General features: G+C 70.4%; 13 protein-coding genes. 2 read left to right on the plus strand and 11 right to left on the minus strand.

Going from position 1 to position 16,744, the window contains the following annotated elements; genetic code table 11:
- Positions 1–46: 46 nt before the first annotated feature.
- From VJ693_RS10035 to glpD, 11 genes are all read right to left on the minus strand, one after another.
- Complete coding sequence (locus VJ693_RS10035) at positions 47–1,873, minus strand: TIR domain-containing protein (RefSeq protein ID WP_324153754.1); 1,827 nt, start codon at positions 1,871–1,873, stop codon at positions 47–49.
- A gap of 94 nt (positions 1,874–1,967) precedes the next feature.
- Positions 1,968–4,070, minus strand: coding sequence for a putative bifunctional diguanylate cyclase/phosphodiesterase (locus VJ693_RS10040; protein WP_324153755.1), 2,103 nt, complete (start codon positions 4,068–4,070; stop codon positions 1,968–1,970).
- Positions 4,071–4,087: 17 nt separating this feature from the next.
- The gene (locus VJ693_RS10045) at positions 4,088–4,633 is read right to left on the minus strand and encodes a YfiR family protein (RefSeq protein WP_324153756.1); all 546 of its coding nucleotides are present in this window, start codon (positions 4,631–4,633) and stop codon (positions 4,088–4,090) included.
- A complete protein-coding gene (locus VJ693_RS10050) occupies positions 4,630–6,525 on the minus strand; it encodes a TonB-dependent receptor plug domain-containing protein (protein ID WP_324153757.1) in 1,896 nt (631 codons plus the stop codon). Before VJ693_RS10050 ends, VJ693_RS10045 begins: the two co-directional genes overlap by 4 nt.
- Before the next feature lie 245 nt (positions 6,526–6,770).
- Positions 6,771–8,501, minus strand: a complete 1,731-nt coding sequence (locus VJ693_RS10055; protein ID WP_324153759.1) for an ABC transporter substrate-binding protein — start codon at positions 8,499–8,501, stop codon at positions 6,771–6,773.
- A 96-nt stretch (positions 8,502–8,597) separates the two neighbouring features.
- On the minus strand, positions 8,598–8,906 hold the full coding sequence (locus tag VJ693_RS10060; RefSeq protein WP_324153761.1) for a DUF2160 domain-containing protein: 309 nt from the start codon (positions 8,904–8,906) through the stop codon (positions 8,598–8,600).
- Between the two features lie 129 nt (positions 8,907–9,035).
- Positions 9,036–9,848: a carbohydrate ABC transporter permease gene (locus VJ693_RS10065; protein WP_324153763.1), complete on the minus strand. Its 813-nt coding sequence runs from the start codon at positions 9,846–9,848 to the stop codon at positions 9,036–9,038.
- Positions 9,841–10,737 carry a sugar ABC transporter permease gene (locus tag VJ693_RS10070; protein ID WP_324153765.1) on the minus strand — a complete coding sequence of 299 codons (897 nt, stop codon included), beginning with the start codon at positions 10,735–10,737 and terminating at the stop codon, positions 9,841–9,843. The genes VJ693_RS10065 and VJ693_RS10070 overlap by 8 nt, the downstream gene beginning before the upstream one ends.
- The gene (locus tag VJ693_RS10075; RefSeq protein WP_324153767.1) at positions 10,734–11,807 is read right to left on the minus strand and encodes an ABC transporter ATP-binding protein; all 1,074 of its coding nucleotides are present in this window, start codon (positions 11,805–11,807) and stop codon (positions 10,734–10,736) included. Before VJ693_RS10075 ends, VJ693_RS10070 begins: the two co-directional genes overlap by 4 nt.
- Positions 11,808–11,810: 3 nt before the next feature.
- Positions 11,811–12,884 carry an ABC transporter ATP-binding protein gene (locus VJ693_RS10080; protein WP_324153769.1) on the minus strand — a complete coding sequence of 358 codons (1,074 nt, stop codon included), beginning with the start codon at positions 12,882–12,884 and terminating at the stop codon, positions 11,811–11,813.
- Entirely contained in the window at positions 12,875–14,539 is a 1,665-nt protein-coding gene (glpD, locus tag VJ693_RS10085; protein WP_324153777.1) for a glycerol-3-phosphate dehydrogenase, read from the minus strand. The genes VJ693_RS10080 and glpD overlap by 10 nt, the downstream gene beginning before the upstream one ends.
- 197 nt (positions 14,540–14,736) lie before the next feature.
- On the opposite strand from glpD, the gene VJ693_RS10090 reads away from it, so the two are divergent.
- Together VJ693_RS10090 and glpK are read left to right on the plus strand one after the other, a co-directional pair.
- Positions 14,737–15,504 carry a DeoR/GlpR family DNA-binding transcription regulator gene (locus VJ693_RS10090; protein WP_324153771.1) on the plus strand — a complete coding sequence of 256 codons (768 nt, stop codon included), beginning with the start codon at positions 14,737–14,739 and terminating at the stop codon, positions 15,502–15,504.
- Positions 15,501–16,744: glycerol kinase GlpK (gene glpK / locus VJ693_RS10095; protein WP_324153773.1), on the plus strand; the 1,244-nt coding region annotated here is incomplete at its 3' end. The genes VJ693_RS10090 and glpK, both read left to right, overlap by 4 nt.

Raw genomic sequence — 16,744 nt, forward strand, 5'->3', positions numbered from 1 at the left:
CAAAAGCCCGCTTGGGGGTCAGCGACCGGAAGGGAGCGTGGGGGCTTCATGGACGGCATCCGGGCGGGTTGCGGCCGCCTGGGGCGCACAGCGCCTTGTCGAACCAGAGTTCGTAGGTGTCGGTGGCCGGCTGGGCGCGGCGCAGCACGGTCGCCTCGGCCGGCGCGCCGGCGGCCTCTTCGAGCGCGCGCTGGCACCAGCGCGCCAGGTCGGGGTCGCTGGCGCCTTGCGTGCGCAGGCTGGGCCGCGCCGGGGCGCGCGCCTCGCCGGTGAGCTCGATGCCCGGTGTCACGTAGCCCGCGTCGGCGAGCCGTTTGGCCAGGTGCTCGGCGAGCGGGCGCTGGCTTTCGCGGGCGATCTGCAGGTAGGCCACCGGGCGGCGCGTGAAGCTGCGCTGCAGGGCGGCCGACAGGCGCGCCGCTGCGTCACGCTGCGGGCCCGCGAGCGGCGACGTGGCGAGTTCGCCCAGCAGCGCGCGCAGTGCCGGCTGCACCGCGCGCAGCGAGGCCGGGCTCGCGCGCTCGAGCAACGCGAGCGTGCTGGTGATGCCTTGGGCGGTCGCCTCGGCCTGCGGCGCCGTGGCCAGGGCCCGCCGGGCCAGCGCGACGGCCGAGGGCAGCGCCTCGGCCGCGGCGGTGGGGTCCAGTGTCAGCGCGGTGCTGGCGGCCAGGCGTACCTCGCGGTCGGCGCCGAACAGGGCCTCGCTGCGGCTGCGCGCGGCCTCGGCCAACGCGGGCGGCGCCGGCACGCGGGGCAGGCGCGCGCGCAGGCGGTCCGTGTCCGGCGGGCTGCCCGAGGGGGCCGGCTCGCCGGGGGCGATCGGCTGGCCGGCGCTGTCCAGCGGCGTGCCGGCCCCGCTGCCCTGCGCAGGCGGCGTGCCGCCGACCGTGGCCGGCGGGCGGACCGGCTCGGGCGCGTCGATCGGCACCGGCGGCGTACTCGGACCGGCATCGCCCGCCGGCACCGGCCGGGTGATCGCCGGCGCCGTGTCGGTCAGGCTCAGCTGCGCGAGCTGGCTGCGTGCGACCACGCGCTGCGCGCCATCGAGCCGCTCGGCATGGTCCAGCGCGCGCTGGAAGTGCTGGCGCGCATCGGCACGCAGCGCCTCCAGCACCTCGCCGGCCGGCGGCGGGCTGCCGCGCAGCATCAGCTGCGCATACAGGTGCGCGAGGAAGTAGTGCGCCGGGGCCAGCGCGTCGTCGAGCGCGAGGGCGTTGGCGTATTCGCTTTGCGCGCGCTCCAGGCGCGGCGGGGTGGCGAAGTGGTCCTCGAGCGCGCGGCCCAGGTGGGCGATGGCCTCGCGCTGGTTGAAGCGCTGCCAGCCGAAGGCGCCCAGGCCCGCCACGCCGCCGGCGCCGACGAGTCCCAGGGCAAGCACCAGGCGCCGCCGACGGCGCCGCTGGCCCAGCGTGGTCTCGCTGGCGAGCAGCGCCCGCGTGGCTGGGCGCGCCGTGTCGCTCGCGCGGCCGTCGCGCGGGCCGGCCGCGGCCAGGCGCTGGCGCACCTGCGTGACCAGGGCCTGGCAGGCCTCGTCGTCGGCGTCGCCGTCCCAGGCCAGCAGGTCCAGCGTGTGCAGCGTGCCGAAGCCCAGCGGCAGCTCGACCTCGGCGATGCGCACCGGCAGCAGCTTGCCCATGTCGCGCGCGCGGCTCGATTCGTCGCGCACGAAATCCGACAGCACCGAGGCGGCCGACCACAGCACGATCGCCACCGGCGAGGCGCGCAGGTGGCGCTCGATCTCGGCGGCGAAATCGCCGCCGCCGGTGAGCTCGCGGTCCCACCAGACATCGATGCCCTCGGCCTGCAGCGCCTGGGCCAGCGCGAGCGCGGTGTCGCGGTCTTCACGGGCGTAGCTGATGAACAGGTCGGGCATCGGTGGGTCGCGGCGGGGCATGGAACCTGCCGCAGCATCGCCGCAAAGGCGGCGCACCGCAAGGCGGCCGCGCCCTCAATGTGGGGGAACGGCCCTAGGCGGCCTGGGTCGCCGTGGCCGGCAGGGCGCGCAGCAGCTCCAGCGCGCCGGATTCGGCCAGCGGCGCGGCGTAGAGGTAGCCCTGGCCGCGCCGGCAGCCGAGCGCGTGCAGCGCCCGGGCCTGCGCTGGCGTCTCGATGCCCTCGGCGATGACGTCGGCGCCCAGCGCCGCGCCGATGGCGACGATGGCGCGCGCGATCGCGTCGCCGTGCGCGGCCTGGCCGAGCTTGCGCACGAAGGCGCGGTCGATCTTCAGCGTGGTGATCGGGAAGCTGTCGAGGTAGGCGAGCGAGGAGTAGCCGGTGCCGAAGTCGTCGATCGCCAGGCCGAAGCCCGCGGCGCGCAGGCGGCCCAGGCGGCCGAGCATCAGCTCGCTGCGGTCGACCAGCAGCGATTCGGTCAGCTCCAGCTCGACCGCCCCGGCCGGCAGCCCGCTGGCGGCCAGCACCTGCGCGAGCCGCTCGATCGCCTCGTCGCTGGCGAGCTGGCGGGCCGACAGGTTGACGGCCATCTGCAGCTGCGGGTGCACGCTGCGCCACTGGCGCAGCCTGGCGCAGGCCTCGCGCAGCACCCACTCTCCGATCGGCTCGATCGCGCCGCTGGCCTCGGCCAGCGGAATGAACTCGGTCGGCCCGATGGCACCCAGCGCCGCATGGCGCCAGCGCAGCAGCGCCTCGAAGCCCAGGACCGCCGGCATCGCGGCCGCCTCGGCACCGCAGGCCGGCAGCACGACCTGCGGCTGGTAGACCAGGTGCAGTTCGCCGCGCGCGAGGGCGCCTTCGAGGGCTTGCTCGAGCTGCTGGTGCCGGCTCGGCGGCTCGGCGCCGCCGGCGTGGTAGAGGCAGTGGCGGTTCTTGCCGCGCTCCTTGGCGCGGTACATCGCGCTGTCGGCGTGGCGCATCAGGCTGTCACGGTCGTCGGCATCGTCGGGGTACAGGCAGGCGCCGATGCTGGCCGAGACCGCCGGCGCGCCGCGGTCGCCCAGGCGGTAGGGCAGGGCCAGCACCTCGACCAGCTTGGCCGCGATCGTCTCGACCTGCGCGCCCTGCAGGTCACCGTCGATGATCACGGCGAACTCGTCGCCGCCGAGCCGGCAGACGCCGTCGCTGCGGCGCAGCGTGTCCGTCAGGCGCCGGCCGACCTCGCGCAGCAGCTCGTCGCCGCGGTCGTGGCCGAGCGTGTCGTTGACCTGCTTGAAGCCGTCCAGGTCGATGTAGATCAGCGCGCAGCGGCCGTGCTCCTGCGCAGCGCGGTTCACGGCATCGTCGATGCGCTCGCGGAAGTAGTGGCGGTTGTGCAGGCCGGTGACGCTGTCGAAGTAGGCCAGGTCGTTCAGCCGCAACTCGGCTTGCCGGCGCTGGTGCAGCTCGTGGTTGAGCCGCTCGTCGCGCTGCTGCAGCTGGCTCATCATCTGGTTGAAGCCGTTGGCCAGCGCATCGACCTCGCGGCTGCCGCTGGCGCGGGCGCGCAGGCCGAAATCCTGTTCGTGGCTGACGCGCTCGGTGATCTCGACCAGCCGCGTCAGCGGATCGGCCACGCGCGAGGCCACGCGCCGCCACAGCGGGATCGACAGGCCGAAGGCCAGCGCCGCGAGCGCCACGCTGACGAGGATCGTGCCGGCCAGCGCGCGGTAGGTGGAGCGCAGCCCCACCTCCATCGCCACCATGCCGACGGTCTCGCCGTGCAGCTGGATCGGCCGGTACAGCGCGGCCCCGCACCAGCGCAGATCCCAGCCGATGCGGGCGTCGGGGCTCAGCGGGTGGCATTCGGCCTCGCTCGTCAGCGGTGCGTAACGGCCCAGCGTGCGCCCGCCGGGCAGGAAGATGCGAGCTTGCAGCACGTCGGGCGAAGCGGCGAGCGAGGCCAGGATCTCGTTGGCCTCGTCCTCGTTGCCGAAGGCGACCGCGGCCGAGCTGTTGCGGCCGATGATCTCGGCCTCGGTGGTCGTGCTGGCCTCGAGCGCCTGGCGCCGGTTGGCCGCCTCGTGCAGCACCATGCCGAGCGCGAAGGCGCCGAGCACCAGCGCCGTCAGCGCCAGGCCCAGCGTCATGATCTGGCGCCGGATGGACTTGCGACGAAGCGACGAGAAAGCCGGCATGCGTCCGCGGCCCCTGCCTACATGGCCCCGGCGACGTAACTCGCCAGCTTCAGCATGCGGGCGCTGAAGTTGAGGTTGGCCTGCCGCGCCACCTTCAGGTTGACTTCGAAGCCCAGGCGCGCCTCGTGCTTGTGGATCTCGATCATCATGCCGCGGTCGGCCAGGCCGTCGCTGTCGGTGATCGTCAGCACCGGCGCCCCGGCCAGCCGGCCCAGCACGTCGTCGACCTGGGCGCGCTGGCTGTCGTCGAGGTACAGCGCATGGCAGCCCGCGAACGATTCGCGCGGCATGACGTGGCGCACGCTGATGTGCAGCCCGCTCAGCACCGGCTTGCCCTCGAGCTTGGTGAGCTGCTCGTCCAGCGGCGTGCGGCCGAGCACGCACAGCCGGAAGGGTTCGTCCGGCGGCAAGGGCCACTGGGTGAACTGGATGAAGTTGAACAGGTAGGCGGCCTTCAACGCGCGCTCGTCGACCTGGGCGGCGGCGTTCGAGGCCGCCATGGCCAGCAGGGCGCCGAGCCACGGCGCGGCCAGTCGGGCACGCACGGCGGACCAGGCGCTCACCGGAAGGTCCCCGTCAGCTCGATCCAGGCCGAGCGCTGGCGCTTGCCGGTCGGTGGGCCGCCCAGGTACGGATCCAGCGATTGCTCGCGTTCGCGCAGCAGGTTGCGCCAGCCGATGCGAAGGTCCAGGCCGTCGACCGCCTTCTGCGACACCAGGGTCAGGTCGACCAGCGTGCGCGCGGGCACGCGGTTGGCCTTGCTGTCGGTGAAGGCGCCGGTGCGGCGCGCCGTCAGGCTCAGGCGCAGCCCCTCGCCGGCCAGCGGCGCCGAGGCCTGCAGCTTGCTGACGCTGCGCGGCGAGTAGGTCAGCGGCGCGCCGGCATCGGCTTCCGCGTGCTGCCAGGCCTGGCTGCCGCGCAGGCGCCAGCCGTGCCACTGCCACTCGGCCTCGAATTCGGCGCCCCGGCCGTCGATGCGGCGGGCCGGCTCGGCGTCGGCGTTGAGCGGCGGGTCGACCAGGTGGCCCATGCGGAACTGGTACAGGCTGCCGAGCAGGCGCAGGCTGTCGCGCTGGTACTCGGCTACCAGTTCGCGCGTCGTCACCTGCTCGTCGGGCTGATCGGGTGCATTGCCGAAGTCGCGCTCGGCGGTCGAGGCGAAACGCGTGGCGCGGCCCCGCGAGAGCTTGATCGCCCAGGCGGGCGTCGGCTCCCAGACCAGCGCCGCGCGCGGGCTCCAAGTCCAGGGCGAGAAGCTGCGCCGGTCGACGCGCAGGCCGCCCGTGACGCGCCACTCGGGCGCGAGCGTCAGCTCGTCCTCGACCGACAGGCCCACGCTCTTGCGGTGGTCGTCGTCGCGGGAGGTCGTTGCGTCGTAGTTGCGCGAGACGAAGCGCAGCACCGGATCGCGCCGCACTCGGGCGCCGAGCACGATGCGGTGGCCGGCCAGGCCGTCGTAGCCGAACTGGCTGTCCAGCGCCCACCAGACGCCGTCGTCGGCTTCGTGGAACTGGCCGAGCTCGGTGTCGTCGTCGTGCACGCGGTAGCCATAGCGGCCGGCTTGCAGGCGCAGCGACGAGCGCCAGCCCTCGGCCGGCCGGCCGTCGTGGCCGAGCGAGACGAGCTCGTTGCGGTCGAGGTAGTCGAAGGCCCAGGCCGGGCGGTTGTCGATCCTGACCTTGCGCTGGGCGCTCAGCGCCTCGACGCTGAAGCCGTCCCACGAGCCCTTGAAGAACAGGCGCTGGTCGTGGGCGATCGTGTCGTCGAACAGGTCGCCGACCTCGGCCGAGGGCAGGCCGCTGTTCTGGTGCACGGTGGCCGAGAGCAGCCACTCGGCGCCGTTGGGCAGGCGCTGGCCGGCGCTGACGCGCGCGGAGCGCTCACCCCAGTCGCCGAGCGCGGCGCTGGCCTGCACGCCGTCGATGTCGCGGCCGCGCTTCGTGACGACGTTGATCACGCCGAGGAAGGCGTTGTTGCCGTACATCGCGGTGCCGCTGCCCGGCGCGTACTCGATGCGATCGATCAGCGCGACGTCGAGCGGCCCGTCGTGGCCGAGGTAGAGCTGGTCGTACAGGTTGTCGAGCGCCGGAATGCCGTCGATCAGCAGCAGCACGCGGCCGGCCAGGCTGCGCGGGCCGCCGATGCCGCGTGCGCCGAGGAACACGTAGTCCAGCGAGTGGCTGACGTGCAGCCCGCGCATGTGGTCGAGCACCTCGCCGAAGGTGCGCAGGCCGTAGATGCGGATCTCCTCGGCCGTCAGCACCGAGACGGCCGAGGCCGCGTCGGTGACCTGATGCGCGAAGCGCGCGGCGCTGACCACCTCGGTCTCGAGCAGGCTTTCGAGCGCCAGGTCGGTCAGCTCGTCGGCGCGTGATGCGCCTGTGGCGCCGAGCACGAGGGCCAGCGCGATGGGCAGGCAGCGGCGGGCGAATGAGGCGACGGCGTCGAGGGGCATGAAACGGCCAGGGGTATGCACGCAAGCGCACAGCGCGCACCGAGACGCGGCATTGTCATCACCGTTATCGGCCGCATCTTGCCGATCTGTGCAATCCGCCGTGGCCTGCCCTGGCCCGCCGTGACGGCGTTCACGCTGGCGCGGCCCAAAACGAGAAAGGCCGCGCGGGGCGGCTCGAAGCCACCCCGGCGCGGCCGGGCTCAGCGAGACGGCTGTTCAGGCGTCAGCCGCCACCGGGCGGGGTGTCAGCGCACGCGGCCTTCCTTCCAGGCGGACAGCAGCTTGTCGTAGGCGATCGTCTCGCCCTTGGGCTTCTCGTTGGCCAGCTTGGCCCACGGCGCACCCTTGTCGCTCAGCCACTTCTTCGGGTCTTCCTTCTTGTTCAGCTTGGGCGCGCACTTGGCCATGCCGGCGCGCTCGAGCCGCGCGAGCACGTCGTCCATCTCCTTGGCCAGGTTGTCCATCGCGCCCTGCGGCGTCTTCTCGCCGGTGACCGCCTGCGCCACGTTCTTCCACCACAGCTGCGCGAGCTTCGGGTAGTCGGGCACGTTGGTGCCGGTCGGCGTCCAGGCCACGCGGGCCGGGCTGCGGTAGAACTCGACCAGGCCGCCGAGCTTGGGCGCGAGGTCGGTCATCGCCTTGCTCTGGATGTCCGACTCGCGGATCGGCGTCAGGCCGACGATGGTCTTCTTCAGCGAGGTCGTCTTGGCGGTGATGAACTGGGCGTAGAGCCAGGCCGCGGCGGTGCGGTTGGCGTCATGGCCCTGGAAGAAGGTCCACGAGCCGACGTCCTGGTAGCCGTTCTGCATGCCCTGCTTCCAGTACGGGCCGTTCGGGCCGGGGGCCATGCGCCACTTGGGCGTGCCGTCGGCGTTGACCACCGGCAGTCCCGGCTTGGTCATGTCGGCGGTGAAGGCCGTGTACCAGAAGATCTGCTGCGCGATCTGGCCCTGGGCCGGCACCGGGCCGGCCTCGCCGAAGGTCATGCCGGTGGCTTCCTTGGGCGCGTACTTCTTCATCCAGTCGACGTACTTGGTCAGCGCGTAGACGGCGGCCGGCGAGTTGGTCGCGCCGCCGCGCTCGACCGAGGCGCCGACCGGCGCGCACTTCTGCGCGTCGACGCGGATGCCCCACTCGTCGACCGGCACGCCGTTCGGGATGCCCTTGTCCGCCGTGCCGGCCATCGACAGCCAGGCGTCGGTGAAGCGCCAGCCGAGCGACGGATCCTTCTTGCCGTAGTCCATGTGGCCGTAGATGGGCTTGCCGTCGATGGTCTTCACGTCGTTGCTGAAGAACTCGGCGATGTCTTCATAGGCCGACCAGTTCAGCGGCACGCCGAGCTCGTAGCCGTACTTGGCCTTGAACTTGTCCTGCAGGTCCTTGCGGGCGAACAGGTCGGCGCGGAACCAGTACAGGTTGGCGAACTGCTGGTCGGGCAGCTGGTACAGCTTGCCGTCCGGCGCGGTGGTGAAGCTGGTGCCGATGAAGTCCTTCAGGTCCAGCCCGGGGTTGGTGAATTCCTTGCCCGCACCGGCCATGTAGTCGGTGAGGTTCATGATCTTGCCGTAGCGCCAGTGGGTGCCGATCAGGTCGGAATCGCTGATCCAGCCGTCGTAGATCGACTTGCCGGATTGCATGCTGGTCTGCAGCTTCTCGACCACGTCGCCTTCCTGGATCAGGTCGTGCTTGACGGTGATGCCGGTGATCTCGGAGAACGCCTTGGCCAGCGTCTTCGATTCGTACTCATGCGTCGTGATGGTCTCGGAGACGACCGAGATTTCTTTCACGCCCTTGGCCTTGAGCTTGGCGGCGGCGTCGATGAACCACTTCATCTCGGCCAGTTGCTGGTCCTTGCCCAGCGTGGAGGGTTGAAACTCGCTGTCGATCCACTTCTTCGCGGCGGCCTCGTCGGCCCAGGCCTGACCGGCCAGCGCGCAAGCAGCGGCCAGGGCGAGTGCGGAATAACGCACCTTCATTTGCATGTCTCCTCAAGCATTCGTCCCCGTTTGCGGTTGGGTTGACCAGGCCCCGGGGACGCTCCGGGCCGGATTCCCTCACGATGCGGTGTGTCTTCAGCCCTTGCGCATGATCAGCGCCAGCACGCCCATCGAGGCGATGAAGCTGATCCAGATGCTGGGTTCACTCTCCAGCGAGAACCACTCGGCAAACTTGCCGGCCAGGCCGATGAAGGCCAGATTGATGTAGGCGGCGGTGAGCAGGCCGATGAAGAGCCGGTCGCCCCGCGTGGTGCTGATCGGCAGCCAGCCTTTGCGCACGGTGGTGGGGCTCTTGATCTCCCATACGGTCATGCCGGCAAGCATCAGCACGATGCAGGTGAAGAAGACGGCGACAGGGGTGGTCCAGACCATCCAGTCAAACATGGCCCACCCCCGTAGCGCCTTCGGCGCTCCCCCTCAAGGGGGCGCCGCCAGCGGCCTGGCAGAGCCAGTTCCGCGGCGTCTGCTTGGTTCGGTTGACTTGCTGCATAGCTTTCTTCCTTGCTCGATGGCTCACACCCGCCCCATCGCGAACCCCTTCGCGATGTAGTGCCGCACGAACCAGATGACGATGGCGCCCGGCACGATGGTCAGCGTGCCGGCTGCCGCGAGCACGGCCCAGTCCATGCCCGAGGCGCTGACCGTGCGGGTCATCGTCGCGACGATGGGCTTGGCGTTCACCGAGGTCAGCGTGCGCGCGAGCAGCAGTTCCACCCACGAGAACATGAAGCAGAAGAAGGCCGCGACGCCCACCCCCGCCTTGATCAGCGGCAGGAAGATGGTGAGGAAGAAGCGCGGGAAGGAGTAGCCGTCGATGTAGGCGGTCTCGTCGATCTCGCGCGGGATGCCGCTCATGAAGCCTTCGAGGATCCACACCGCCAGCGGCACGTTGAACAACAGGTGCGCCAGCGCGACTGCAATGTGCGTGTCCATCATTCCGAGCGTCGAGTAGAGCTGGAAGAAGGGCAGCAGGAACACCGCGGGCGGCGTCATGCGGTTGGTCAGCAGCCAGAAGAACACATGCTTGTCGCCGAGGAACGAGTAGCGGCTGAACGCATAGGCCGCCGGCAGCGCGACGGTGACCGAGATCACCGTGTTGATCGCCACGTAGATCAGGCTGTTGATGTAGCCCGAGTACCAGCTCTCGTCGGTGAAGATCGTCTTGTAGTTGTCCCAGGTGAAATGCTGGGGCAACAGGGAGAAGCTCGACAGAATCTCCTCGTTGGTCTTGAAGCTCATGTTGACCATCCAGTAGATGGGCAACAGCGCGAAGACGAGGTACAGCCCGAGCAGCACGCTGCGCTTGTGGAAACGCTGCTCATTCATTTCCAGCGCCCTCCTTGTCGGCCGTGCCGACACGCTGCATCCAGTTGTAGAGCACGAAGCAGAACAGCAGGATGATGAGAAAGTAGATCAGCGAGAAGGCGGCTGCAGGGCCGAGATCGAACTGGCCGACGGCCTTCTGCGTCAGGTACTGGCTGAGGAAGGTCGTGGCGTTGCCGGGGCCGCCGCCGGTGAGCACGAAGGGCTCGGTGTAGATCATGAAGGAGTCCATGAAACGCAGCAGCACCGCGATCATCAGCACGCCGCGCATCTTGGGCAGCTGGATGTAGCGGAACACCGCGAACTTCGAGGCGCCGTCGATGCGCGCGGCCTGGTAGTACGCATCGGGAATGGAGCGCAGCCCGGCGTAGCACAGCAGCGCGACCAGCGGCGTCCAGTGCCACACGTCCATCAGCAGCACGGTCAGCCAGGCCTGGGTCGCATCGCCGGTGTAGCTGTACTCGATGCCCAGCTTGTCGAGCGTGGCGCCCATCAGGCCGATGTCGGCACGGCCGAAGATCTGCCAGATCGTGCCGACCACGTTCCAGGGGATCAGCAGCGACAGCGCCACGATCACCAGGGTGGCCGAAGCCCGCCAGCCCTGCGCCGGCATGGCCAGTGCCAGGGCGATGCCCAGCGGGATCTCGACCGCCAGCACGGCCAGCGAGAAGCGCAGCTGGTTCCACAGCGCTTCGTGCAGGTCCTCGTCGCGCATGACGGAGGCGAACCACTCCGTGCCGACGAACACGCGCCGATCGGGCGAGATGATGTCCTGCACCGAGTAGTTCACCACCGTCATCAGCGGCACGATGGCCGAGAAGGCGACGCAGATGAAGACCGGCAGGATCAGGAACCAGGCCTTCTGGTTGATTGGCTTGGTCGGTGTCGTCATGCGACCAACTCCTCGTTCGCATAGAAGCAGGTGTGGTTGCCCAGCACCTGCAGCCGCACGGCGTCGCCCGGCGCGGGGATGACGGCATCGGGCGCAAGCCGGGATTTCAAGGTCTGCTCGCCGGCGCGGCAGGTCACCAGCACGTAGGTGCCGATGTCCTGCACCTGAGTCACGGTGGCCGGCAGGCCGTGCGCGTTGTCGGCCGCGGCGATCGACAGGTACTCCGGCCGGATGCCGAGCTTCAGCGCACCGTCGGGCAGCATGCGGCCCGTGTCGCCGAGCGCCTGGCCGGCCACGCTCAAGCGCCCGCCGCGCGCCTCGACCGGCAGGAAGTTCATGCCCGGCGAGCCGATGAAGTGGCCGACGAAGGTGTGCGCCGGCCGCTCGAACAGGGCATCGGCCGAGCCGACCTGCACTGCCTTGCCGCGCGTCATCACGACCACCTGGTCGGCAAAGGTCAGCGCCTCGACCTGGTCGTGCGTCACGTAGATCAGGGTCAGCTTCAGCTCGTGGTGGATCTGCTTGAGCTTGCGCCGCAGCTGCCACTTCAGGTGCGGGTCGATCACCGTCAGCGGCTCGTCGAACAGCACCGCCGAGACATCCGGCCGCACCAAGCCGCGGCCGAGCGAGATCTTCTGCTTCTGGTCGGCGGCCAGGCCCGCCGCGCGCAGGTTGAGCTGGTGGCTCATCTCCAGCATCTCGGCGATCTGGCCGACGCGGGCCTTGATCACGCTTTCTGGCACCTTGCGGTTCTTGAGCGGGAACGCGAGGTTCTCGGCCACGGTCATCGTGTCGTAGATGACCGGGAACTGGAACACCTGCGCGATGTTGCGCGCCTGCGGCGTGGCGCGGGTCATGTCCTTGCCGTCGAAGGTCACCGTGCCGTGCGAAGGCACGAGCAGGCCCGACATGATGTTGAGCATGGTCGTCTTGCCGCAGCCCGAGGGGCCCAACAGCGCGTAGGCGCCGCCGTCGGCGAAGCTCATCTTCAGCGGCAGCAGCGCGTAGTCGGCGTCGTCTTTCGGATTTGGCTTGTACGAGTGCGCGAGGTCGAGGTCGATGCGGGCCATCGTTCAGTTCCTCCCGCCACGGTGAGGGGCGACCAGCAGCGCGCCACCCTGGTCGAAGACATAGACCTGCGTCGGGTTCAGGTGCAGAGTGATCGGTGCACCGAGGCCGAAGTCGTGCACGCCGGTCAATTGCGCGACCAGCTCGCCGACGGCGGTGGCCACGTGGACGAAGGTGTCCGAGCCCGAGATCTCGGCCAGCTCGACGGTGCCCGGCAGCGTGACGTCGCCGGGGCGGGCCTGCACGCGCAGCGCGCTGGCGCGCACGCCGAGCGTCAGCGCGCGCGACGCCGCCGCGGGCAGGGGGATCTGCAGCGACGGCCCGGCGTTCATCTGCACGCCGATCGTCGCGGCCTCGCCGGCGATGAGGTTCATCGGCGGGTCGCTGAAGGCCCGTGCGACGCGGATCGAGGCCGGCGCGTGGAAGACCTCGGCCGTCGGGCCGTACTGGAGCAGCTCGCCGGCATCGAGCACCGCGGTGTAGCCGCCCAGCAGCAGGGCTTCGCCCGGCTCGGTCGTGGCATAGACGACGGTCGAGTCGCCCGCGGCGAAGAGCGCGGTCAGCTCCTCGCGCAGCTCCTCGCGCAGCTTGTAGTCGAGGTTGACGAGCGGCTCGTCGAGCAGCATCAGCGGCGCGTTCTTCGCCAGCGCGCGGGCCAGGGCCACGCGCTGCTGCTGGCCGCCCGAGAGTGCCGCGGGCAGGCGATCGAGGAACATCTCGATGTGCAGCTTCGCGGCGAGCGCGCGCACGCGCTCGGCCACGCCCTTCTCGCCGCGCAGCTTCATCGGCGAGGCGATGTTGTCGGCCACCGTCATCGACGGGTAGTTGATGAACTGCTGGTAGACCATCGCGACATTGCGTTCGCGCACCGGCACGCCGGTCACGTCCAGCCCGTCGACGGTCACGCGGCCGGCGCTGGGCGTGTCGAGCCCGGCCATGATGCGCATCAGGCTGGTCTTGCCGGCCTGCGTGGCGCCCAGCAGCACGGTGACCTCGCCTGGGTGCGGCGCGATGCTCATGTCGTGCAGCCAGGTCTCGGCGCCGACCTTCTTGCTGATGCCCTCGAGCGTCAGCTGCATGGGGTGTCCTTCATCGAATCCGTCGTTGTCTCGGTTGAATCCCTGTCGTTGTCGTGGCCGCCGTCGTCGGCGTGGTTTTCCATCCAGGCATCGACGCGGGCGCGCTCGGCGGCGCTGTAGTGCAGGCCCAGCTTGCTGCGGCGCCACAGCACGTCTTCGCCGCTGCGGGCCCATTCGGTGTCGCGCAGGAACTTCAGCTCCGCCTCGTACAACCCTGGCGCGATCTCCGCGCCCAGGTCGGCCAGCGACTGTGCGCTGCCCAGCAGCTCGCCGATGCGGGCGCCGTAGGCGCGGGCCAGGCGACGCACCAGCACCGTCGGCAGCCAGGGGTGGCGCGCGCCGACCGCATGCACCAGGCGCTCGAAGTCGGTGTCGGGGCGCTGCGCGGGCCCGATCCACGCACTGAGTTCACCGCCGGGCAGGAAAGCGCCGTGCGTCCACGCGGGCCGGCGCTCGCCGAGCATCTGGCCGATCTCGTCGGCCGCGTCTTCGGCGAGCTTGCGGAAGGTGGTGATCTTGCCGCCCCACACGCTCAGCAGCGGCGCGGCGGGCTGCCCGTCGGCACCCTGGTTGGGCTCGAGCAGGTAGTCGCGCGTGACGGCCGAGGGGTCGCCCGATTCATCTTCGAGCAGCGGTCGCACGCCGGCGTAGCTCCACACCACGTCGGCCGGCCGCACCGGGCGGCGGAAGTAGCGGCTGGCCTGCTCGCACAGGTAGGCCGTCTCGGCCTCGGTGATGTGGGCGCCGCGCGGGTCGCCCTGCAACTCGACATCGGTCGTGCCGATCAGCGTGAAGTCGCGCTCGTAGGGGATCGCGAAGATGATGCGCTTGTCGGGGTTCTGGAAGATGTAGGCGTGGTCGTGCTCGAAGCAGCGCGGCACGACGATGTGCGAGCCCTTGACCAGGCGCAGGCTCTTGGTGGCCAGCGCCTCGCCGCGCACGGGCAGCGCCGCGCCGCGCAGAAAGGCCTCGGCCCAGGGCCCGGCGGCGTTGACCAGCGCCCGCGCGGTGACGAGGCGCTCGCGCCCATCCTCGCACTGCAGCGTGGCCTGCCAGGTGCGTTCGCGCCGCTCGGCGCGGGTGCAGCGGGTGCGCGTCAGCAGCGTCGCGCCGTGGGCGCGGGCGTCGACGGCGTTCAGCACGACCAGCCGTGCATCGTCGACCCAACCGTCGGAATAGACGAAGCCGCGCGTGAACTCGGGCTTCAGCGGCGCGCCGGCGGCGTGGTGGCGCAGGTCGATGCCGCGCGAGCCGGGCAGCACCTCGCGGCGAGCCAGGTGGTCGTACAGAAAGATGCCCAGGCGGATCAGCCACGCCGGCCGCATCGAAGGATCGTGCGGCATCACGAAGCGCAGTGGCCACATGATGTGCGGCGCGCTCTTGAGCAGCACCTCACGCTCCTGCAGCGCCTTGCGCACGAGCGAGAACTCGTAGTACTCGAGGTAGCGCAGCCCGCCGTGGATCAGCTTGGTCGACGACGACGAGGTGTGCGAGGCCAGGTCGTCCTGCTCGACCAGCACCACCTGCCAGCCGCGGCCGGCCAGGTCACGCGCGATGCCGGCGCCGTTGATGCCGCCGCCGACGACGAGCACGTCGCAGGCCAACGGCGCCTTCGCGGCGGCATGGGCGGCCGCATCGGCAGCCGAAAGGGGCACCCGGTGGGGCGCATCGTCGAACAACTGGCGTCTCCTCGATCGCGGTGAACGTCGGCCGCAGGCAAAGCGCCGCCGGCTTCGTTCTTCTTTTTTCGTTTTATCTCAGTTCGTGTTCGAATTCAAGTTCGTTTTGGACTGTTTGTTTGCGGGTTTGCTCTGATTCGCTCCAACCAAGGGCCTTCGGGACAATGCGGGGCATGACCCCCAACCCGCGCCAGTCCGAGTTGCTCGATGCCGTGCGTGCGCACGGTGTCGCCACCGTCGAATCGCTGGCCGATCGGTTCGGCGTCACGCTGCAGACGGTGCGCCGCGACGTGAAGCTGCTCGCCGAAGCCGGGCTGCTCGCGCGCTTCCATGGCGGCGTGCGGATGCCCAGCTCGACCACCGAGAACATCGCCTATCGCCAGCGCGAGGCGCTGAACGCCGAGGCGAAGAAACGCATCGCGAAAGCGGTGGCAGCGCGGGTGCCCAACGGCTGTTCGCTGCTGATCAACCTCGGCACCACGACCGAGGCGGTGGCGCGCGAGCTGCTGCGCCACAAGGGCCTGCGCGTGATCACCAACAACCTGAACGTGGCCGCCATCCTGGCCGACAACGCCGAATGCGAGGTCATCGTCGCCGGCGGCGTGGTGCGCAACCGCGACCGCGGCATCGTCGGCGAGGCGGCGGTCGATTTCATCCGCCAGTTCCGCGTCGACATCGGGCTGATCGGCATCTCGGGCATCGAGGCCGACGGTTCGCTGCGCGATTTCGACTACCGCGAGGTCAAGGTCGCTCGGGTCATCATCGAGCAGTCGCGCGAGGTCTGGCTGGCGGCCGACCACAGCAAGTTCAACCGGCCGGCGATGGTCGAGCTGGCGCGCATCGACCAGCTCGACCTGCTGTTCACCGACCAGCCGCCGCCGGCGCCTTATCCTGCACTGCTCGCCGAGGCCGGCGTGCAGCTGGAGTGCGTACAACCATGAGCTTCATCCTCGCCCTCGATCAGGGCACCTCGAGCTCGCGCTCGATCGTGTTCGACGAACGCGGCTGCATCGTCGCGATGGCGCAGCGCGAGTTCCGCCAGATCTACCCGCAGCCGGGCTGGGTCGAACACGATCCGAAGGAGATCTGGGCCACGCAGCTCGCCACCGCGCAGGAAGCGCTGGCCCAGGCCGGCATCGGCGCGCGCGACGTCGCGTCGATCGGCATCACCAACCAGCGCGAAACGACGCTGGTGTGGAACCGCGCGACCGGCGAGCCCGTGCACAACGCGATCGTCTGGCAGGACCGCCGCGCCGAGCCCACCTGCGCCGCGCTGCGCGAGCGCGGGCTGGAGCCCACGGTTCGCGCCAAGACCGGGCTGATCTTCGACGCCTATTTCTCCGGCACCAAGCTGAAGTGGATCCTCGACAACGTTCCCGGGGCGCGCGCCAGCGCACAGCGCGGCGAGCTGGCGTTCGGCACCGTCGACAGCTGGCTGATGTGGCAGCTGACCGGCGGCCGCGTGCATGCCACCGACGTCAGCAACGCGTCGCGCACGCTGCTGTTCAACGTGCGCAGCAACACCTGGGACGATGAGCTGCTGGCGATGCTCGAGGTTCCGCGCGAGATGCTGCCCGCGGTGCATCCGTCGAGCCACGTCTTCGGCCACACGCTCGAGAACCTGCTCGGCGCGTCGGTGGCCATCGGCGGCGTGGCCGGCGACCAGCAGGCCGCGTTGTTCGGCCAGGCCTGCTTCCGCGCCGGCCTGGCGAAGAACACCTATGGCACCGGCTGCTTCATGCTGACGCACACCGGCGCGCAGTTCGAGACCTCGGCCAACGGGCTGATCACCACCAGTGCCGCGCAACCGACCGCGACGCCGGAGTTCGCGCTCGAAGGCAGCGTGTTCATCGCCGGCGCAGTGGTGCAGTGGCTGCGCGACGGGCTCAACGCAATCAAGAGCAGCGCCGAGGTGCAGGCGCTGGCCGAGAGCGTGCCCGACAGCGGCGGCGTGATGTTCGTGCCGGCCTTCACCGGCCTCGGCGCGCCGTACTGGAAGGCCGACGCGCGCGGCGCCATCGTCGGCCTGACGCGCGGCAGCACGGTCGCGCACATCGCGCGCGCCGCGCTGGAGAGCATCGCGTTCCAGAGTGCGGCGCTGCTGCAGGCGATGAACCGCGATGTGGCCGCCGCCGGCGGCGTGCCGGTGAGCGAGCTGCGCGTCGACGGCGGCGCCTGCGT

It is taken from the genome of Ideonella sp. (assembly GCF_035254525.1).
In the GTDB taxonomy this organism is placed as follows: domain Bacteria; phylum Pseudomonadota; class Gammaproteobacteria; order Burkholderiales; family Burkholderiaceae_C; genus Ideonella.

What these genes read in the sequence shown, in the direction of transcription:
- VJ693_RS10070 (WP_324153765.1), bottom strand. Translation starts at nt 10,737, where the DNA reads ATGACGACACCGACCAAGCCAATCAACCAGAAGGCCTGGTTCCTGATC.
- VJ693_RS10075 (WP_324153767.1), bottom strand. Translation starts at nt 11,807, where the DNA reads ATGGCCCGCATCGACCTCGACCTCGCGCACTCGTACAAGCCAAATCCG.
- VJ693_RS10080 (WP_324153769.1), bottom strand. Translation starts at nt 12,884, where the DNA reads ATGCAGCTGACGCTCGAGGGCATCAGCAAGAAGGTCGGCGCCGAGACC.
- VJ693_RS10035 (WP_324153754.1), bottom strand. Translation starts at nt 1,873, where the DNA reads ATGCCCGACCTGTTCATCAGCTACGCCCGTGAAGACCGCGACACCGCG.
- VJ693_RS10090 (WP_324153771.1), top strand. Translation starts at nt 14,737, where the DNA reads ATGACCCCCAACCCGCGCCAGTCCGAGTTGCTCGATGCCGTGCGTGCG.
- VJ693_RS10050 (WP_324153757.1), bottom strand. Translation starts at nt 6,525, where the DNA reads ATGCCCCTCGACGCCGTCGCCTCATTCGCCCGCCGCTGCCTGCCCATC.
- VJ693_RS10040 (WP_324153755.1), bottom strand. Translation starts at nt 4,070, where the DNA reads ATGCCGGCTTTCTCGTCGCTTCGTCGCAAGTCCATCCGGCGCCAGATC.
- VJ693_RS10065 (WP_324153763.1), bottom strand. Translation starts at nt 9,848, where the DNA reads ATGAATGAGCAGCGTTTCCACAAGCGCAGCGTGCTGCTCGGGCTGTAC.
- VJ693_RS10060 (WP_324153761.1), bottom strand. Translation starts at nt 8,906, where the DNA reads ATGTTTGACTGGATGGTCTGGACCACCCCTGTCGCCGTCTTCTTCACC.
- VJ693_RS10055 (WP_324153759.1), bottom strand. Translation starts at nt 8,501, where the DNA reads ATGAAGGTGCGTTATTCCGCACTCGCCCTGGCCGCTGCTTGCGCGCTG.